The organism is Geobacillus sp. G4 (genome assembly GCF_040327975.1).
Classification (GTDB): Bacteria; Bacillota; Bacilli; order Bacillales; family Anoxybacillaceae; genus Geobacillus; species Geobacillus thermoleovorans.
Map to the genome: position 1 here is coordinate 42,390 of NZ_JBEPJY010000002.1, position 17,714 is coordinate 60,103.

At 54.7% G+C, this 17,714-nt stretch carries 16 protein-coding genes and 1 other RNA gene; 1 reads left to right on the top strand and 16 read right to left on the bottom strand.

Going from position 1 to position 17,714, the window contains the following annotated elements; genetic code table 11:
* Positions 1–108: 108 nt before the first annotated feature.
* The 12 genes from ABS784_RS02505 to ABS784_RS02560 form a co-directional block, all read right to left on the bottom strand.
* On the bottom strand, positions 109–243 hold the full coding sequence (locus ABS784_RS02505) for a YrzQ family protein (protein ID WP_013144658.1): 135 nt from the start codon (positions 241–243) through the stop codon (positions 109–111).
* Positions 244–254: 11 nt separating this feature from the next.
* Positions 255–446 (bottom strand): hypothetical protein, encoded by a 192-nt coding sequence (locus ABS784_RS02510; RefSeq protein ID WP_008881018.1) that lies wholly within the window; start codon positions 444–446, stop codon positions 255–257.
* Positions 447–461: 15 nt separating this feature from the next.
* The gene (locus ABS784_RS02515) at positions 462–935 is read right to left on the bottom strand and encodes a PRC-barrel domain-containing protein (RefSeq protein WP_014196401.1); all 474 of its coding nucleotides are present in this window, start codon (positions 933–935) and stop codon (positions 462–464) included.
* Between the two features lie 25 nt (positions 936–960).
* Entirely contained in the window at positions 961–3,321 is a 2,361-nt protein-coding gene (recD2, locus tag ABS784_RS02520) for an SF1B family DNA helicase RecD2 (RefSeq protein ID WP_011232038.1), read from the bottom strand.
* A 19-nt stretch (positions 3,322–3,340) separates the two neighbouring features.
* The gene (locus ABS784_RS02525; RefSeq protein ID WP_033025900.1) at positions 3,341–4,003 is read right to left on the bottom strand and encodes a tetratricopeptide repeat protein; all 663 of its coding nucleotides are present in this window, start codon (positions 4,001–4,003) and stop codon (positions 3,341–3,343) included.
* 90 nt (positions 4,004–4,093) lie between these two features.
* Entirely contained in the window at positions 4,094–5,209 is a 1,116-nt protein-coding gene (gene mnmA, locus ABS784_RS02530; protein ID WP_011232040.1) for a tRNA 2-thiouridine(34) synthase MnmA, read from the bottom strand.
* Positions 5,210–5,222: 13 nt separating this feature from the next.
* Complete coding sequence (locus ABS784_RS02535; RefSeq protein WP_011232041.1) at positions 5,223–6,365, bottom strand: cysteine desulfurase family protein; 1,143 nt, start codon at positions 6,363–6,365, stop codon at positions 5,223–5,225.
* A 27-nt stretch (positions 6,366–6,392) separates the two neighbouring features.
* Entirely contained in the window at positions 6,393–6,809 is a 417-nt protein-coding gene (gene cymR, locus ABS784_RS02540; RefSeq protein ID WP_011232042.1) for a cysteine metabolism transcriptional regulator CymR, read from the bottom strand.
* A gap of 19 nt (positions 6,810–6,828) precedes the next feature.
* Positions 6,829–7,053, bottom strand: coding sequence for a hypothetical protein (locus ABS784_RS02545; RefSeq protein ID WP_011232043.1), 225 nt, complete (start codon positions 7,051–7,053; stop codon positions 6,829–6,831).
* A 40-nt stretch (positions 7,054–7,093) separates the two neighbouring features.
* Positions 7,094–8,389 carry a replication-associated recombination protein A gene (locus tag ABS784_RS02550; protein WP_011232044.1) on the bottom strand — a complete coding sequence of 432 codons (1,296 nt, stop codon included), beginning with the start codon at positions 8,387–8,389 and terminating at the stop codon, positions 7,094–7,096.
* 107 nt (positions 8,390–8,496) lie between these two features.
* The gene (locus tag ABS784_RS02555; RefSeq protein ID WP_014196404.1) at positions 8,497–9,357 is read right to left on the bottom strand and encodes a TetR/AcrR family transcriptional regulator; all 861 of its coding nucleotides are present in this window, start codon (positions 9,355–9,357) and stop codon (positions 8,497–8,499) included.
* Positions 9,358–9,454: 97 nt separating this feature from the next.
* On the bottom strand, positions 9,455–12,502 hold the full coding sequence (locus ABS784_RS02560; RefSeq protein ID WP_011232046.1) for an efflux RND transporter permease subunit: 3,048 nt from the start codon (positions 12,500–12,502) through the stop codon (positions 9,455–9,457).
* 181 nt (positions 12,503–12,683) lie between these two features.
* Between ABS784_RS02560 and ABS784_RS02565 the strand changes: the two genes are divergently transcribed.
* Entirely contained in the window at positions 12,684–13,334 is a 651-nt protein-coding gene (locus tag ABS784_RS02565; RefSeq protein ID WP_014196405.1) for an RsfA family transcriptional regulator, read from the top strand.
* Between the two features lie 143 nt (positions 13,335–13,477).
* On the opposite strand, the gene ABS784_RS02570 is transcribed toward ABS784_RS02565, so the two are convergent.
* The 4 genes from ABS784_RS02570 to hisS all read right to left on the bottom strand — a co-directional run bounded on the left by ABS784_RS02570 (position 13,478) and on the right by hisS (position 17,713).
* Positions 13,478–14,242 (bottom strand): tRNA threonylcarbamoyladenosine dehydratase, encoded by a 765-nt coding sequence (locus ABS784_RS02570; protein WP_014196406.1) that lies wholly within the window; start codon positions 14,240–14,242, stop codon positions 13,478–13,480.
* A gap of 151 nt (positions 14,243–14,393) precedes the next feature.
* A non-coding RNA gene (gene ssrS / locus ABS784_RS02575) (6S RNA) lies at positions 14,394–14,580 on the bottom strand.
* A gap of 75 nt (positions 14,581–14,655) precedes the next feature.
* The gene (aspS, locus tag ABS784_RS02580) at positions 14,656–16,428 is read right to left on the bottom strand and encodes an aspartate--tRNA ligase (protein ID WP_318548977.1); all 1,773 of its coding nucleotides are present in this window, start codon (positions 16,426–16,428) and stop codon (positions 14,656–14,658) included.
* Positions 16,429–16,432: 4 nt separating this feature from the next.
* A complete protein-coding gene (gene hisS, locus ABS784_RS02585; RefSeq protein ID WP_131872402.1) occupies positions 16,433–17,713 on the bottom strand; it encodes a histidine--tRNA ligase in 1,281 nt (426 codons plus the stop codon).
* Position 17,714 lies beyond the last annotated feature (1 nt).

Sequence of the window (17,714 nt, forward strand, 5' to 3'; positions counted from 1 at the left end):
CCTACCGTTTAGTGTAGGAGATGCGGCGGGAAATATGCCTTCACCGCTTTTAGCACTATTTGACAGCCACAAGGCGACGCCCCCGCGCAAAGGCGAGGGCGAGCGCCGTCAGCGGATCGCTTGCATCAAGCGGCGGCGCATCCTCCGCATCGTGCGACCGTTCATCCAATCGTTTCGTTGGGCGAGCTGATAAGCGGCGACGCCTAATCCGACTGCTAACAGCGACGTCATCATCCGGTTCATGCGTGTCCCCCCTAAAATTGGATCGTGCGTTCGTGGTCGTCAAACAAGTCGTCAAGAGAACTCAACGTTCCGTCTTCTTCCACTTGATGGGCGTGGATCATCCCTTTCGAGACGGACAGCTCAATAAAGCAATCCCAGCAGTAGTACTGGTTGACGCCGATTTTCCCTAAATTTTTTCGTTTGCAATTCGGGCAAATGAGCATGGACAGCCACTCTCCTTACATCGTTGTTTCCACGGTGACCACGCCTTCTCTGGCGGTGAACGGAGCGAGCTCCATTCGTTTCTTTCCTTCGGTCAAATCGGAAAAAAATCCCTCGCTGATCTCGTATCCGTCAATTTTGCCCAATTGCCCGTCAAAATATACGTCATCCAACAGTCCGATCGTTGTTCCGTCCGCGGCGACAACCATGCTGCCGGCGAGGCCGCGTTCGCCGTAAAGAGAGTGGCCGCTGTCAGAAGAAGGAAACGGCTGGAAGCTATCGGCATCACAGATGATGACTCGGTCGTTTTCGAACGACTGCACGGCTGAAAGCGGCAAATAGCGGCGGCGGCCGAACAAACCGCCCTGTTCCGCGACAAGCCCTTTGACCGCGCCGTGGCTGGTAAACCAAATGTCAGCGATCGTTCCGACCATTTTTCCCGTCGTTTGTTCATAAATGGGAAGGCCCTTGATGTCGGAAAACGTCCGCATCGTTCTCCCACCTTTCCAGCCACCTTTAGCTTGGCTCATCGCCCATAAAGTCATACGGCGTAACGTTTTCCATCCCCATGTTCGCCTCTTCAAACGGCAGTTCGACCTCGACAAACGGCGCCGCCGCCCCCGCCAGCTTCTCAGCGAGCGCCGTCTGGCGCGCTCCGTCGCTTTGTTTTGCGACGCCGAATCGAAACGCTTCCTCTTCCCCGCATAAAACGAGAAACTGCTTGCTTCTTGTCACCGCAGTATACAACAAATTCCGTTTCAACATCCGGTAATAGCTTTTGACGACGGGCAAAATGACGATTGGAAACTCGCTTCCTTGCGCCTTATGAACCGAACAGCAGTACGCATGGGTGATTTGTCCTAAATCTTGCCGTGTGTACGTCACTTCAATGCCATCAAACGAGACAACGAGCAAGTCTTGCTTTTCGATATTTTCTTTGGCGTAAAAAATGGCAACGATTTCGCCGATGTCGCCGTTAAACACATTGTCTTCCGGTTGATTGACGAGCTGCAGCACCTTATCGCCGACGCGGTAGACGACCTCACCGACCGACAGCTCCCGCTTCCCCTCAGCCGGCGGGTTGAACAGCTCTTGAAGCGCTTTGTTCAATTGGTCAATGCCCGCTGGACCACGGTACATCGGGGCGAGCACTTGAATATCTTTGACGGAAAACCCTTTTTTGCGCGCGTTGTCCGCGATTTGCCGCACGACATCGACGACCTGGCCCGCACGGCAGCGGATGAATGAACGGTCTGCCTTCGGAGCGGTCAAATCGTCCGGCACGACGCCGCGCTTCATCTCATGAGCAAGCTCGATGATCGATGATCCTTCCGCCTGGCGATACACCTCGGTCAACCGAGCGAATGGAATGACGCCTGAAGAGAGCAAGTCTTTCAGCACTTGCCCTGGCCCGACGGATGGCAATTGATCCTCATCGCCGACAAAAATGACTTGCATGCCGTTTGGCACGGCTTTTAACAGCTGGTTGGCGAGCCACGTGTCGACCATCGACATCTCATCGATGACAAGCAGCTTGCCGGAAATCGGTTCGTTCTCGTCGCGGCTGAACCCTTCCGCCCCATTCCAGCCAAGCAAGCGGTGGATCGTCGCCGCCGGCAGCCCGGTCGCCTCGCTCATCCGCTTCGCCGCTCGGCCGGTCGGTGCGGCCAGCAGCACCGGAAACGGCTCGCCTTGTTTGTAGTCAGCCGGGTCAAGAGACAGGCCGTTTAGGGCGGCAAACAGCTCGACGATGCCTTTGATGACCGTCGTTTTCCCCGTTCCCGGACCGCCGGTCAAAATAAACAGCGGCGAAGAAAGCGCTTGTTGGATCGCTTCCCTTTGCTGGGGGGCATATTGCATGCCAAGCCGTTCCTCAAGCGCCCCAAGCGCCAGCAAAAACTCCGACTCGGCAAACGCCGACGGCGGCGTCTGCCCGAGCAGCCGCTTAATGTTGGAGACGATCCCTTTCTCGGCGAAGTAAAGGGAAGGGAGATAATAACGCCCTTGCTCGGCGATCAGCTTCCCTTCTTCGCTTAACATCAGAAGCGTTTGGCTGATCGCTCGTCCATCCACCGCACCGCTCAGCCTTCCGTCAAGCAGCTCCCCGATGCGCTCCATCAGCTCTTCCTCGCGCAAATAAACGTGCCCTTCCTGCAAGCACGCCTGTTCAAGAACAAACAACGAGGCGGCGCGCAGCCGGGCCGGATGGCTGCCGGAAATGCCGAGCTGGCGCCCGATTTCATCAGCGCGGCCAAAGCCGATCCCTTCGATATCCTCAACGAGCTGGTACGGGTTCTCGTGGATGATGTCAACCGCTTCTTCGCCATACGCTTGGTAAATTTTCATGGCCAGCTGCGGGCCAAAACCGAGCTGGGCGAGGGCGATCATCGTTTGCTCAAGCCCTTCGTGGGCGCGAAGCGCATCGTACAGCTGCTTCGCCTTTTTTTTCGTCAGCTTCGGCACACGCTCTAGCGCCCTGGGGTCGCGCAAAATCGCGGCGATCGCGTTTTCGCCGAGCGTCTCGACAATCGCCGCAGCCGTTTTTTTGCCGATTCCTTTAAACAAACCGCTCGATAAATAATGAATGACTCCTTCTTTCGTGTTCGGAAGCTGTTTGCGGAACTGACTAGCCGCATATTGGCGGCCAAAACGCGGATGTTGGCGGAATTGTCCGTAAAAGATGTAGACGTCCCCTTCGTTTAAACGCGGAAAATAGCCGGTGACGACGACTTCCTCCTCAACGGGCGCTTCGTTCGTTTCCTCAACGCGCACGCGGACGACCGTGTACAATGTTTCCTCATTATGAAAAATGACCGCCAAGCACACTCCTTTAATGAACGTGCGTCCGTCAAGGGCGAGGATTTGTTGCTCTTGCAACAGCCATCCCCCTGCCTTTTTACGGCGCAAGCCGCTTTTCCATCAGTTTCTTTCCGTATCCGGCAAGCACGTGATCGGGCTTGGCTTCCAAGGCAGCGGCAAACATATTGCGGGCGGCATCGAGCTCATCTTTGTACGCATAAATGACGCCTAAATTGTAGTACGCATCAGCGTGGCGCGGATCGAGTTCCAACGTTTTTTCGAAATAACGCTTCGCCTCATCGACATAATCGAGCGTGGCGAGGCAAAGGCCAAGCTGAAACAGCGCTTCGGCATCCGTCTCGTTCAGCTCAGCCGCGCGCTGCAAATACGGCAGCGCCAGCCGCGGCATCTCGAGCCGCCATAAGGACATGCCGAGCATAAAATGCGTATCGGCATCGTCAAGACCAAGCCCTAGCGCGCGCTCAAACATATCTTTCGCTTTCGCGAACTGCTCACGCTTATAATGCACTGTACCCATGCCGTAATACGCGGCCGCCGCCTTCTTGTCAATTTTCAACGCCTGCCGGAAACAGTCAAGCGCCTTCTCTTCTTCACCGGCAGCAACGAGAACCGTGCCAATGTTAATGTACCCGGCTGGATCGTCCGGATGCTGTTCGACCGCAGCGGAAAAACAGCGGATGGCTTCCTCATACTTCCCCTCGCGCATATACCCCAAGCCTTGTTCGTTGAAATTGGCCACCGCCCATCCCCTCCCTGATTCAACGTGATTTTCAAGCAACGGCCTCCAGCCTAATAGCCTGATTGAAGATCGTGCGCACCGGCACATCCGTCAACCAACATACCAAAGCTTTTCGCCGTTGCGGAACACCTCATCGATCGTACCGCCGCCGAGGCATTCCTCGCCGTTGTAAAAAACAACCGCCTGCCCCGGCGTCACCGCCCGCGCCGGCGCATCAAACACGACTTCCGCCCCGCCGTCCGCAAGCGGGTGGACCGTCACGCCGACATCAGGCTGACGATAGCGAAATTTCGCCGTGCAACGGAACGGCGCTTCCGGCTTGCGGTCAGACACCCAGTTGACATCGACCGCCTTTAGCGAGGTGGAATACAAATATTCGTTTTCAAACCCTTGGGCGACATACAGCACATTTTCGCGCACATCTTTGCCGACGACAAACCACGGTTCGCCGCTGCCGCCGATGCCAAGGCCGTGGCGCTGGCCGATCGTGTAATACATGACGCCGTCATGCCGCCCTTTCACTTCGCCATCGAGCGTTTTCATCACTCCCGGCTGAGCCGGCAAATAATGGCTCAAAAATTCTTTGAAATCGCGTTCGCCGATAAAGCAAATGCCCGTGCTGTCTTTTTTTCCAGCGGTGGCGAGCCCAGCCTCTTTGGCGATCCGGCGCACGTCCGCTTTCTGCAAATGGCCGATCGGAAACATCACTTTCGACAGCTGAGCTTGGCCGAGCTGGTTTAAAAAGTACGTTTGGTCTTTGTTCGGGTCGGCTCCACGCAGCATTTTATATTCGCCATCGCGAAACTCGACGCGGGCGTAATGGCCGGTTGCGATGTAATCGGCGCCGATCGACATGGCGTGCTCTAAAAACGCCTTGAACTTAATTTCCTTATTGCACATCACGTCCGGGTTCGGCGTGCGCCCGGCTTTGTATTCATTCAAAAAGTACGTAAACACTTTGTCCCAATACTGTTTTTCAAAATTGACCGCATAATACGGGATGCCGATTTGATTGCAAACGCGCACGACGTCTTCGTAGTCCTCAGTCGCCGTGCAAACGCCGTTTTCATCGGTGTCATCCCAGTTTTTCATAAAAATGCCGATCACATCATATCCTTGTTCTTTCAATAGCAGCGCAGCGACCGACGAGTCGACCCCGCCGGACATGCCGACGACGACGCGCGTTTCGTGCGGCGCTTTGTTCATGCTGTTTCCCCCTTTAGCGGTTTGTGAGCCGCTTTATGATCTTCACTGTTTCCTCGGCCGCCCGCTCAATTTGTTCCATCGTATTGCCGAGCCCGAAGCTGAAGCGCACAGACGAACGGATGCGCTCCGACTCTTTTCCGCACATCGCGACAAGCACGTGCGACGGGTCGATTGACCCGGCGGTGCATGCTGACCCGCTCGAGGCGGCAATGCCGGCTAAATCCAAGTTCACGAGCAGCGATTCGACATTCGTTCCCGGGAAGGCGACATTCAAAATATGCGGCAGGCCATCCGGGCGGCCGTTGACCGCATAGTCGATCCCTGAGGAGCGGAAAATCGCAAGCATCGCCTCGCGCCACGCCGCATATTGCCGACGTTTCTCTTCCCTTGTTCGCTCAGCGATTTCCGCCGCCTGCGCCAAGCCGATGATGCCGGGGACGTTTTCCGTGCCGGCGCGCCGCTTCCGCTCCTGTTCGCCGCCGAAAAGGAGCGGAGTGATGCGGACCGTTTCCCGGACATACAAAGCCCCGCTTCCTTTCGGGCCGTTGATTTTATGAGCGGAAATCGACAGCAAATCGATCCCGTATTCATTCACATCGATCGGAAGAAGCCCGTACGCCTGGACGGCGTCCGTATGGAAATAAGCCGGATGATCGCGAAGCAGCGCCCCGATTTCGCGAATCGGCTGGATCGTGCCGACTTCGTTGTTGGCAAACATGACCGACACCAAAACGGTCTCATCGCGCAGCGCGGCCTTGACATCCTCGACCGATACCGTCCCTTGTTCGTCAACGGGCAAATACGTGACCTCAAACCCTTGCGTCTCTAAATATTCACAAGCGCGCAGCACCGCATGATGCTCGATGGCGGTTGTAATGATATGATTGCCGCGGCCGCGGTTCGCTATGGCCGTTCCGATGACCGCAAAGTTATCCGCTTCCGTGCCGCCGCTTGTAAACACAATCTCCGTCTCTTTCGCCCCAATCGAGCGGGCGACAACAGCCCTCGCTTCATCGACCGCGCGGCGGCTCTGCCGTCCAAAATGATGGATGCTTGACGGGTTGCCGAACTGTTCCGTCATCCACTGGACCATACCGGCAGCTACGTCTGGATGGACCGGGGAAGTTGCCGCATGGTCCAAATAAATCCGTTCCAACGGTCATTCTCCTTTCCTTTCTGTTGCTTAAATATAAAACATATATGCCCCTTCATCCCCGTCGCTATACTTCGCCAAATCTTCGAGCGTTGTGCTGTCGAGCACTTCCTCGACCGCATCGCGGATGCGAATCCATAGCTCGCGCTTCGCCGGCTCTTCCTCCTCGAGCTCCTCGACCGGGGTCAGCGGCCCCTCCAACACGCGCAAAATGTCGCCGGCGGTGATTTTCGCCGGATGCTCAGCGAGCACATAGCCGCCATACGCTCCACGAATGCTTTTGACGAGCCCGGCGTTGCGCAACGGCGTGACGAGCTGCTCTAAATAATGTTCAGATAAATTGTTCGCCTTGGCGATCGAACGAAGCGAGATCGGACGATCGCCATATTTTTTGGCCAATTCAATCATAATCGTCAAGCCATATCGGCCTTTCGTCGAAATCTTCATTCATATCCCTCCTAACCGCTTAACCCTTGCGTCCGAGTGCCGGCGGCCGGTCCAAGCAGGCGGCTTGCGACCTTTTGGCATTGCGGCAGCGCCAAGCCGGCATCGAACCGATCGTCACACAAAAAAGGAACGTGCCAAACGACACCGGGCCGCCGAGCAACCAGCCGGCCAACAGCACGAACGCTTCGATCCCGATGCGAATGTACGCCACGTTCCATCCGGTCAGCTCGGTCAAAGCGAGCATGAAACGCCTGTGTTATTATATCATAAAAATCCCTTTCCCTTCACGGCTGAACCTTGACCTCTTGTTTCAACTGCTCAAGCCGCCGGTACACCTTGGCGTAATGTTTTTCCTCGCCATGCTCTTTCGGTTCATAATAGCGGACGCCTTCCAGAGCGGAGGGCAAATACGCTTGCGCCACCCAGCCGTTCGGATAATCGTGCGGATACAAGTAGCCTTGTCCACGCCCGAGTGCAGCCGCCCCTTTGTAATGAGCGTCTTTTAAATGATCCGGAATATCGCCAAGCTTGCCGGAACGGACATCGGCAATGGCAGCGTCCAGCGCCTTGTAAGCACTGTTGGATTTCGGGCTTAAACAGAGTTCAATCGTCACAACCGCGAGCGGAATGCGCGCTTCCGGCAGTCCGAGGCGTTCCGCCGCTTCGACCGCTGCCTGTACTTTCACTCCCATCATCGGATTGGCAAGTCCGATGTCCTCATAAGCCATCACAAGCAATCTCCGGCAAACGGACGCCAAGTCTCCGCCTTCAAGCAGACGGGCCAAATAATGAAGCGCGGCATCGGCATCGCTGCCGCGCACGCTTTTTTGAAACGCGGACAACAACGAATAATAATGATCGCCATATTTGTCATGGGTAAAACCGCGGTTTGCGGTGCATGAAGCCACGATATCCTCATCAATATACAAGCGGCCGTGGCGCTCATCGGCAGCCGCAACCGCCGCCTCCAGAAGCGAAAGCGCGACGCGCGCATCCCCACCGGCTGCCTCGGCGATGCGCCATAACAACGACTCGTCAATGACAACCGGCGGCTCGCCGACCCCTCGTTCCGGATCAGCGAGCGCCCGCTTCAGAATGATCATGAGGTCATCCGGCTTGAGCGGTTTCAGTTGTTGGATTTGCCCGCAGCGGCTGCGAATGGCGGGATTGACCTCGTGAAACGGGTTTTCCGTTGTGGCGCCAATCAAGGTCACGAGCCCGGATTCGAGATGCGGCAACAAAACGTCTTGCTGCGCTTTATTCAGCCGATGGATTTCGTCGATAAACAACACGACGTTCCCTGACCAGCGCGCCGCTTCGACTGCCTCTTCGATTTCCTTTTTGCCGGCGGCCGTCGCATTGATAGCGACCCATTCGCGCCCGGCGGTGCGGGCAATGGCGTAAGCGAGCGACGTCTTCCCTGTCCCCGGCTCTCCGTAAAGCAAAAGCGATGGAACATGACCTTTTTTGACCATTTTATAAAGCGGCGTACTAGGGCCAATGATGTGCTGTTGCCCAACGATCTCATCGATCGTCCGCGGCCGCATCCGCCAAGCAAGCGGCTCCGTCGTTTTGGGCATGCCGACCCCCTCCTTGAGATTGATGACGCTATGTTCACAGACATCCTCCGATGCCGCCTATTCATTTTCGGCGAATGGGGCGTCTCCCCGTGGGAAGATCGGTGGTTTTAATAAAAATAGCGTTCAATGGCCTCCTTCAACTCATTGTACAGCGGAAGCGAGTATTTCGCCAAATAGAGCAGAAGCGCCTCCACCATAAACCGCCTAGCTGTCTCCCCTTTCTCGAGTTCTTCCTTCAATAAGCGCAGCGAGCGAAGAATATCGTCTTCAACCGGACGCAGCGCCGCCATGCGCTCTAAACAGCTGATGGCCAGTTCTTTCCATTGACTCCGCTCTTGGGTCGCCGCAGCAATGTAATCCGCCATCACCGTTTCATCGAGCAATCCCGTCTTGCCGTCAAGCAGGCTGGCAACGATGGCATCAAGCCGATCGAGCAAGAAGGGGGCAAGCTTCTCAGGAAGCAGCGGCTTTCGGTCTACCGCCAAGTAAATCAGATATTCTTTCAGCATTCCGTTGAGCATCGTCGCGCAATCAAACGAAACTGGACGCACTTGTTCGCCGTATATGTCTTCAATCGCCCGGCGATACCAGTGGAGCGTATGGGCGCGGATGCGAAACACCAGATGCTGCACCTCATGGCTCACCTTCACAGCTTGTTCGCCCAACTGCATTTGCACCAGCTCTTTATGTTCGTCAAACAGCTGGATTTGTACAGTCAACTGACGGCAAAACCGCTCGCGCGCGGTTAAGGCGGGATCAGCCTCGATTTGTTTAAGCTGGCGAAACAAGACTTCATAATGGTAGCGGAAAATCGATACAGCCAACTCTTCTTTTGATTTGAAATAATTGTAAATCGAACCTTTGGCTACTCCGCTCCGCTCGGCTATTTCCTGCATGGAGGTAGCGTGATAGCCTTTTTCGGCGAATAATTTCATCGCCGTTTCAATGATGTCCTCTTTCCGTCCCAATGTTTTCTCCTTCCTTACTCCTTCTTCATGTCCATTATAGTCGATCTTGCCATGAAAAAAAATGCCGGACGGCCCGTTATCCGGCCATCCAGCCCTGTCATTTTGCCATCGGTTCGCGTTTTGCCGTCCGGAAGAAAAACGCCTCATACATCGCAGGAATGAACACAAGCGTCAATAACGTCGACGACGTCAGGCCGCCGATGACCGTGATGGCCAGCCCTTTCGAAATCAACGTGCCGGCCTCATTCGTCAGCGCAAGCGGAATGAGCGCTGTCACAGTCGCAAAGGCTGTCATTAAAATCGGCCGCAGCCGTGTTTTGCCGGCTTCAATGATGGCGCTTCGCACCGTCATCCGTTTTTGTTCGCGGTTTTGTCCGATTCGATCCACCAGCACGATCGCATTGGTCGTCACGATGCCAATGAGCATCAACAAGCCGATCATGACGCTGATGGAAAGCGGCTCATCGGCCACATACAAAGCAAACAGCGAACCGATGGGAACAAACAAAAGGGAAGATAAAATGATCAGCGGCACCCGCACTTTGCCAAATGTAATCAGCATCGTCAAATACACAAGCCCGATGGCCGCCGCCATGGCCACACCGAGCTCGCGGAACGTCTGCACCGTCTCATCGCTTCCGCCGCCCGTTTTCACTGTGACATCGGATGGGATCTTCAAATCATTTACATGTTTCGAAATATCATTCGTTACTTTCTGAATGTTGTCGCCGACAATCTGGGCGGATACGCGGGCAAACACTTTTCCGTCCAGCTTTTGAATGGACGTATACACGTCCGCCTCTTTCACTTCGGCGACAGCTGAAAGTGGAATCACTCCGTTTCTCGTCACGATCGGAAGCTCTTTCAACTCATCGATCGATCCCAACGTTTCATCATACGAAAGTTCGACTTGCTCATCCTTGCCGCCGAGTTTCAGCGTCCCCACATCGACCGGTTTGGTCGCATCGGCCACCGCCCCCAGCAATTGCATGCCCGAAACGCCATAAGCGGCCGCCTTTTCCGGATCAATGGCGACAATCACTTGTTTTTGCTTTTCCGTCAAGTTATTCGTCACATCTTTGACATCATCGCGTTGTTTTAAATACGTCTCGACCTGTTTGGCTGCTGTTTGGAGCGCCTCCAAATCATTGGAGTATAAGTCAATATTCACGTTATTATTCGTTGGCGGCCCTCCGCTCGACATCTCTTGCACGCCCACTTTTGCCCCGGGCGCGAGCTGATTCGCGATGCGGCGCATTTCTTTTTCGAAAACGGCCACGGTTTTCGCGGTGTCAGCGCTGTCCTTTAATAGAATATAATAGCTGGCTTGATTGGGCCGCTTCAATCCTGTGCGGAAATCGCGGCTTCCCACCGCGGCGGTGACGCTCTCGACATCGCTTCGTTTTAAAAACATCTTTTCCATCTCCAACGACACATCATTCGTTTTGGCCACCGATGTGGAAGCCGGCAGTTCAATGCTCGCCACCAGCGTTTTCTGCTCTTCGTTCGGCAAAAACGTAAATCCAAGTTTCGGCACGAGCGTCAATGAACCAACCAATAGCACAACCGACAACACAAAGACAATCGCTTTATGGTTGAGCGCCCATTCAATGATTCGGCCATACAGACGCTGAAGCGCTCCTTCTTTTTCCTCTGGCGGCACACGGCGGAACGAAAATTTCGCTAAAATCGGCACAACTGTCACGGCCACCAACAAAGAGGCCAACAGGGCAAACGTAATCGTCAAGGCAAAAGGCAGGAAAAATTCCCCTGTAATGCCCCCAACAAGCCCGAGAGGCAAAAAGACGACAACCGTTGTGATGGTCGAGGACACAATCGCTTTGACAATTTCTTTCGTTGATTGCTCGACTAAATCATCGCTCATGCCTGTTTTCTCCCGGCGGACGCGGCGGAAAATATTTTCGATCACGACAATGCTGTCATCCACGACTCGGCCGACGGCGACGGCCATGCCGCCAAGCGTCATGACATTGAGGGTAATATCCATACGATTGAGAAAAATGGCCGATACAAGCAGCGAGAGCGGAATCGAGACGATGGCAATCACAGTCGCCCGAACGTTGCGCAAAAAGAGCAAGACGGCCAGCGAAGCGAACAGCGCCCCGAGCAGCCCTTCACGGACAAGCGATTCAACGGATTGTTTGATGCCAGCTGACGAATCAAACCCGATGGAATAATCAAACTGATGTTTGTAGGAATTCAGCACTTTGATCACTTGGTCTGCCACTTCAATCGTATTGGCATCTTGTTTTTTCGTCACCGCCATCGACAGCGATGGCTTCAAATTATAGCGGGTGAATTCGCTTTGCTCGTTGACTTCCTCAATCGTCGCAATATCCCCAAGCTTCACGGACGCAACGCGCTGCAATCCATTCGCCGCCATAGGAACAGCTGTCGGCACGAGTTTCAGATTTTTCAACTCATGGATGGTGTTCAATTTTTCCTCGACGCGAACAGGAATTTGCCATGTATCGGTTTGCAACGTTCCAGCCGGGAACGCCAACACCTTTTCATTGATTTGGTTTTTAATCTCTGACAAGTTCAATCCCGCCTGAGCAGCCTTTTTCCGATCGACTGTGATCCGGATGAGGCGCTCGCTGTCTCCACCGATCGAAACGGAATTCACCCCGTCGATTTTATTCAATTCTGGAATCACTTCGGTTTCCAGCAACGTTTGCAGATCGGTTCCGTTTTTGGCAAACAAGGAAATGTTGAAAACCGGGATGGAACCGAATGAAAACCGATTGACTTCCGTTTGCACATTATCGGGCAATCCTGCCTTATCAATGAGCGATTCGACCTGCCGCTCCATTTTCTCCATATCCGTCCGAAACGGAAATTCAAGATTCATAACGGCCATTCCTTCATAGGAAGAACTCTGCATTTGCTTAAGCCCGTCAAGGGACTTCAGTTTTTCCTCGAGCTTGGCCGTGACCTCCTCATTCACGTCTTGCGGAGAAGCCCCAGGATAGACCACTTCAATCGACAACTGGGGAAATTCAATGTTCGGCAGCAAATCGACCTTCAAGGAGGAGAAGGAATACAGTCCTAGAAACATGAGCAAAAACGAACATACAAACACAGCTGCCGCATTTTTCAAACTGAACCTGGTCAAAAACGTCATCATGCCACCTCTCATCCCACGATTTTGACCAATCAGTCTAATTGTTTTGAACTGACCGGTCATACAAAACTATTTCTATGATACATGAAAATGGGAAAAATGAAAAGGGCGAAGTTTAAAGTGGAAATCAAACGGAAAAACTATGACCATATCAACATTACCATTTGATGGGGTGGACAACATGAAAACAAGACAGGATGCTTGGTCACATGAAGAAGATGTACTGTTGGCTGAAACGGTGCTGCAATATATACGCGAAGGAAAAACGCAACTTGCCGCTTTTGAAGTCGTTGGGAGACAACTGCACCGCACAGCGGCAGCATGCGGATTCCGTTGGAACGCCGAGGTGCGCAAACGGTACCTTGAGGCGATCGAACAGGCAAAAAAGCAGCGGAAAGAACGGAAACGGGCGCTCGAAATGATGAAAAAGTGGCAAAAAGACAGTACGGTTGCTGCTTGGAGTCCTTCTGGAGAACGGGATGGCGCCGAAGGGTCATCGCCTTTTCTCCCGGCGGCCCCATTGACACTGGAGCAGTGCATTTCATTTTTGCAAACATTGCGGCGCGGCATCGAGGAGATGGAAGCGATCCGCCAGGACAACGAGCGCCTGAAACGCGAGCGGGCGGAATGGCAGACGCGGAACGAACAGCTTGCTCAAAAACTCGAACGCCTTGAAACGAGGCAGACCACCGTGCAAGAAGATTATGAAGCGCTCGTGAAAATCATGGCCCGCGCCCGCCAGCTCGCTTCCGAAGAAGGCGACCGCTTCTCTCTTGCCCAGCTGTTTGCCGCCGAGGCGAACGGATCGAACGAATCGCTCGCCCATTCATAAAAAAAAGAAGGTGCCCCAACAAGCATCGGGACACGTTTTCACCGCTGGAACGACGGACAGCGCCCGCTAACAAACCGGTGAATGCACCGATGTTCACAGGAATCTCCACCTTCCCATTTTGTTCGAAATGAAGGTGGAGTCGTTCAATCGTCGCCAACGCGCCTTATGGGAATTCCCTCTAATAGACGATGAATCACGTAGGAAGCCATAATGAGCCCGGCAACTGATGGAACGAAAGCATTCGAAGACGGCGGCATTTTCGCCTTGCGGATCGGCGAAGCGTCATTGCCGACGACCTGGCGGACATCTTCGCGGATTTTCACCGGCTTCTCGTCGGAAAAGACGACCGGAATGCCGCGGCGGATCCCTTCTTTGCGCAGCTTGGCGCGGATGACTTTCGCGATCGGATCGGTGTGTGTTTTCGAAATATCGGCAATGCGGAACCGGGTCGGATCCATTTTGTTCGCCGCACCCATGCTGGAGATGATCGGAATGCCGCGCTTGAGGCATTGTTTCATCAAATGCACTTTGTACACAATCGTGTCGGACGCATCGATGACAAAATCCAGATCATAGGCGAAAAATTGCTCATACGTCTCTTCCGTATAAAACATTTGCAAAGCGATCACCTCGCACGCCGGGTTGATGTCGGCGATGCGCTCTTTCATGAGCTCCACTTTTGGACGCCCGATGGTCGAGAGCAACGCATGGATTTGCCGGTTGATGTTGGTGATATCGACGTTATCGCGATCAACAAGCACCAATCGGCCAATGCCGGAACGGGCGAGCGCCTCGACGGCGAACGACCCCACGCCGCCGACGCCAAGGACGGCGACGGTGGCGTTTTTTAAGCGTTCCAACCCTTCAGGGCCAATCGCGAGTTCATTGCGGGAAAATTGGTGCAGCATCGTTCTCCTCTCCGTTTGCTTCAAAATTGATGTTTATGCCGCTTTTTATCCTACCATCAAGACAGCAAAAGAGGCAACGGCATTTTGCTGGCAAAACAAAACCCCTACGCGGCCATCCGCATAGGGGAAATGTTGTTGATTCCTTAATGTTGCCAGTCCCAATCGTGCCGTCGATGCCTTCGTTTTGAACCCGCTCTCCCATAGGTGGGTGCCCTGTTCCAAGGTTTGCGCTTCCCCTGTGACGAAGAGGCGTGCACGCCGCTTGGAAACCCCGAGCTCCCGGATCATAAACTGTTCGGTCAAAACGATCAGTGATCCGACGAACACATTAGGACGGTTGTTAGTTTTATTGTAACACATTTTTCAGCCTTTGTGAACATCTATTGCCAACGTTTCTTTTTCAGATGCCGCTGTTACTCGTTTTCCGGAAGCACAACCGCCAAGTGCAGCTCCTCGAGCTGCTTGTCGCTGACCGGCCCCGGCGCTTCGGTAAGCAAGCAACTCGCGCTCGCCGTTTTCGGAAACGCGATCGTATCGCGCAAGTTCGTGCGCCCAGCGAGCAACATCACCAGCCGGTCAAGGCCAAGCGCAATGCCGCCGTGCGGCGGAGTGCCGTATTCAAACGCCTCAAGCAAGAATCCGAACTGGCGGCGCGCTTCTTCTTCGCTGAACCCTAAGGCGCGGAACATTTTTTCTTGCACGTCCCGCTCGAAAATGCGAAGCGAGCCGCCGCCAAGCTCATAGCCATTTAAGACGAGATCGTACGCCTGCGCGCGGACGGCGCTTGGGTTTGTCTCCAACAGCGGAATGTCGTCGCGCACCGGCATCGTAAACGGATGGTGGGCGGCGTAATAGCGCCCTTCTTCTTCGTCATACTCCAAAAGCGGCCAATCCGTCACCCACAAAAACGCGAGCTTCGCTTCGTCGATCAAGCCGAGCTCCTTGCCAAGCTTCAGCCGCAACGCGCCGAGCGCCGCTGCGACGATCGCTTTTTCGTCGGCGACAAACAAAAGCAAATCTCCGTCTTCGACAGCAAGCGCTCGACGCAGCGCCGCCTGTTCCTCATCGGTGAAAAACTTGGCGATCGGTCCTTTCAGCTCTTCGCCTTCCGCTTTCAGCCAGGCGAGCCCTTTCGCCCCGTAGCGGCCGGCAAATTCTCCTAAGGCGTCAATATCTTTACGCGAATAGCGAGGGGCAGCACCTTTCGCGTTGATCGCCTTCACTTGGCCTCCTTCTTTGACGGCGCGGGCGAACACTTGAAATGCTGAATTACGGACGATTTCCGATACGTCGACGAGCTCGAGGCCAAAGCGTATATCCGGCTTGTCCGAGCCGTAGCGGCTCATCGCCTCGTCATACGTGATGCGCGGAAACGGGCGCGGGATGTCGATCCCTTTTGCTGCTTTCACGACGGCAGCCATCATCCGTTCGGTTAAATCCATAATATCCTTTTGTTCGATAAACGACATTTCGATGTCGATTTGCGTAAATTCCGGCTGGCGGTCAGCGCGCAAATCCTCGTCACGGAAGCAACGGGCGATTTGGTAGTACCGTTCCACGCCGCCGACCATGAGCAGCTGCTTAAAAATTTGCGGCGACTGCGGCAAGGCGTAAAATTCGCCCGGATGGACGCGGCTTGGCACCAAATAGTCACGCGCCCCTTCCGGCGTGCTTTTCGTCAACATCGGCGTTTCAATTTCCAAAAAGCGTTCGCTATCCAAAAAGTCGCGCACCGTCTTTGTGATTTTGTGGCGAAGCGCCAGTGTTTGAAACATGACTGGGCGGCGCAAATCCAAATACCGATATTTTAAGCGCACGTCTTCCGCCGCATCCGTGTCATCGGAAATCGAAAACGGCGGCGTTTTTGCCTCGTTGATGATCTCGATTCGTTCCGCCTGAATTTCAATGCGGCCGGTCGCGATGTTCGGATTGACCGTCTCGGGCGCGCGGGCGACGACCGTTCCTTCGACGCTTAAAACGTATTCGCTCCGCACGCGCTCCGCTGCCGCCAGCGCTTTAGCCGACACGTCCGGGCTGGCGACAACTTGGACGATGCCCGTTCGGTCGCGCAAGTCAATGAAAATGAGGCCGCCTAAGTCGCGGCGCTTTTGCACCCAGCCTTTGAGCACGACGCGCTCGCCGACGGCCGTTTCCGGCACTTCTCCGCAATAATATGTGCGTTCCATTCGCTCACTCCTCCTTCCCGATCCGTTCATGCAAAAAGTGCGCCAACTCGCCGAGCGGTACATTCGTTTGCTCGCCGCTCGCCATATGCTTTACCGCCGCTTCCTGTCTCTCGAGTTCTTCATCGCCGATAATGGCGACAAACGATGCCCCAAGCCGGTCGGCGGCCTTCAGCTGCGCCTTCAATTTTCGGCCCAAATAATCTTGATCGACCCTCAATCCGGAGCGGCGCAATGCATAAACGAGGCGGACCGCCTCGTCTTTCGCCCGCTCACCGACAGCGACGACATAGCAGTCAAGCCCACTCTCCACCGGCAATTCCACTCCTTCGGCGTCAAGGGCGGCCAACAGCCGCTCGATGCTCAAGGCAAAGCCGATGCCCGGCGTCTCCGGACCGCCGATTTCTTGGACAAGCCCGTTGTAACGCCCGCCGCCGCACAGCGTCGCCGCCGCGCCAAATCCTTCCGCTTCGCTCATAATTTCAAACGTCGTGTGGTTGTAATAGTCAAGCCCGCGCACGAGCCGCGCATCGATGACAAACGGGATGCCGAGCGCTGTCAAGTATTGTTTCACTTTCTCAAAATAGGCGCGCGATTCGTCATTTAAATAGTCTAAAATCGACGGCGCCGTCGCCATCAGCTCATGATCGCGGTCTTTTTTGCAGTCGAGAATGCGGAGCGGATTCGTATGAAGCCTCGTCTGGCAGTCCGGGCACAGCTCGTGGATGCGGCTTGAAAAATGGCGAACAAGCGCCTCTCGGTGCGCCCGGCGGCTGTCAAGGTCGCCCAAGCTGTTAATGACAAGCCGGATCCGTTTTAATCCGAGCGCTTCGTAAATATGCATCGCTAGCGCCATCACCTCGGCGTCAATCGCCGGATCGCTGCTGCCGAGCGCCTCGACGCCGAACTGGACGAACTGGCGGAACCGTCCCGCTTCCGGCCGCTCGTAGCGAAACATCGGCCCGCTGTAATACAGTTTCAGCGGCTGGTGCGGACTGCCGTACAGCTTATGCTCGACAAACGCTCTGACAACCGGCGCCGTTCCTTCCGGACGGAGCGTCAGCGCGCGCCCCCCTTTGTCTTCGAACGTGTACATTTCTTTTTGCACAATGTCCGTTGTATCCCCCACGCCGCGCAAAAAAAGCTCCGTATGTTCAAAAATCGGCGTCCGGATTTCCTGATACCCATACCGGCTGCAGAGGCTGCGGGCAATGTGCTCGACATATTGCCATTTTTCCGAGTCACCCGGCAGCACATCTTGTGTCCCTCTTGGAATTTGAAAAGCCATG